2 protein-coding genes and 1 pseudogene are annotated in these 1,754 nt (G+C 75.3%); all 3 read left to right on the top strand.

From position 1 onward, the window contains the following. Positions 1-469: ABC transporter ATP-binding protein (locus F3J18_RS37100; protein WP_166917142.1), on the top strand; the 469-nt coding region annotated here is incomplete at its 5' end. After that, complete coding sequence (locus tag F3J18_RS37095) at positions 466-1,386, top strand: alpha/beta fold hydrolase (protein WP_166917140.1); 921 nt, start codon at positions 466-468, stop codon at positions 1,384-1,386. The genes F3J18_RS37100 and F3J18_RS37095, both read left to right, overlap by 4 nt. Then, a pseudogene (locus F3J18_RS37090) lies at positions 1,383-1,754 on the top strand (energy transducer TonB); the annotation flags it as partial. The gene F3J18_RS37095 and the pseudogene F3J18_RS37090, both read left to right, overlap by 4 nt.

Below are 1,754 nucleotides of genomic sequence, written 5' to 3'. Positions count from 1 at the left end.
CGCGCTCGCGGCGGCCTTGCTGGCCCAGGTCGGGCTGCCGCCCGAATCGCTGGCGCGCCGGCCGCACGAATTCTCCGGCGGGCAGCGCCAGCGCATCAGCCTGGCGCGCGCGCTCGCGCTCGATCCGGCGGTGCTGGTGGCCGACGAGATGGTGTCCGGGCTCGACGTCGCGGTGCAGGCGCGCATCCTCGCGCTGCTGGCCGAGCTGCAGCGGCAGCGCGCGATGGCGATGCTGTTCATCACGCACGACCTGCGCGTGGCCGCCCAGATCAGCGACCGGATCGCCGTGATGCGTGCCGGGCGCGTCGTCGAATACGGCGATACCGCGCAGATCTTCGGCGCGCCGCGCCATCCCTATACCCGCGAGCTGCTCGATGCGATCCCGGCGCTGCCGGCCCGCGCGGCACCGCATGGCGCCGAGCTCGTCGCGGCGGGCGGCGCCGCCTTTCTCGATGAGGAACCGACATGAGCAGCCAGCCGCAAACCGGGCAGGGCCCGGGCAGCCCGTGGACCGACCCGATCGCGGTGGCCGGCACGCCGGTGCAGGTCCGCCCGGGGCGCATCTTGAATCTCGCGCATCACCGGCCGGCCGCCGGCGCGCACGCCGATACCGTGCTGTTCTTCGCGCACGGCGGCGGCGGCAACAAGAACCAGTGGCGGCATCTCTGGCGCAGCTTCGCCGCGGCCGGCTACACCTTGGTGGCCTGGGATTTCCTCGGCCACGGCGACAGCCCGCGCCCCGATCCGCGGCTCGGCGCCTATCGCGGCGACGAGACGCTGGCCGACTACCTGGCGATCGTCGAGCGTTATCGCGGCCGGCGCAACGTGCTGGTCGCGCATTCGCTCGGCACCGGCAGCACGCTGGCCCTGCTCGAACGGCTGGCCTCGCGCGGCCGGCTGCGCGAGGTGGATGCGGCGCTGTTGCTCGGCACCCAGCTGGCGCGGGCGGTCCCGCGCCGGCCGCCGCGTCTGCCGGGATGGGCGCTGGAATGGCTCAAGCCGCTGTTCGCGCGGCGCTTTCGCCGGCTGGCCTGGCATCCCGGCGCGGATCCGGCGCTGATCGCCTACGAGTCGCGCATCGCGAGCCGCAACCGGATGGCGACCTTCCTGGCGATGGTGCGCGATGCGCCCTGGCCCGACGCCGCCGCGCTCGCGGAACTCGCCTTGCCGATCGTCGTGCTGTCGGGCGATGCCGACGGGCTGACGCCGGCGGCGGGCGGCCAGGCGCTGGCCGATGCGCTGCCGCGGGCCAGCCATGAGGTGCTGCGGGATTGCGGCCATCAGCTGATGCTGGAGCGTCCGCGCGAAGTGGAGCAGGCGCTGCGCGCGCTGCTCGCCGCGTCGGTCGAGCCGGCGGGATCGGTCGAGCCGGGGAGGGCGGCATGAGTACCGGAACCCTCGGGGGGCCGCGGCCCGCGCCGCCGCGCCAGTACGGCCGCCGCCCCGGCCATCCGCTGCGCCGTTACGCCGGGATCGCCCTGGTGCTGCTGCTGCACGTGCTGCTGATCTGGGCGCTGGTCGACGGGCTCGCCACGCGGGTCGCCAAGGTGGTCAGCAAGCCGCTCGAAACGCGCGTGATCGTGACGCTCGCGCCGCCCCCGCCCCCGCCGCCGCCGCCCAAACCCAGGCCGGTGGTCAAGACGGCGCCGAAACTGCCACCGCCGCCCGTGCCCTTCGTGCCGCCGCCCGAGGTGCCGGTGCACCCGCCCGAGGTGGCGGCGCCGGCGATCCAGCACCAGGCGGTGCCGGCGCCC

Source organism: Burkholderia sp. Ax-1720 (assembly GCF_011753035.1).
In the GTDB taxonomy this organism is placed as follows: Bacteria; Pseudomonadota; Gammaproteobacteria; order Burkholderiales; family Burkholderiaceae; genus Burkholderia; species Burkholderia gladioli.
This window is presented reverse-complemented; position numbering and strand designations above follow the sequence as displayed.

Bases quoted from the DNA above. Each gene is read 5' to 3' on its own strand.
- F3J18_RS37095 (WP_166917140.1), top strand. From the start codon at position 466: ATGAGCAGCCAGCCGCAAACCGGGCAGGGCCCGGGCAGCCCGTGGACC.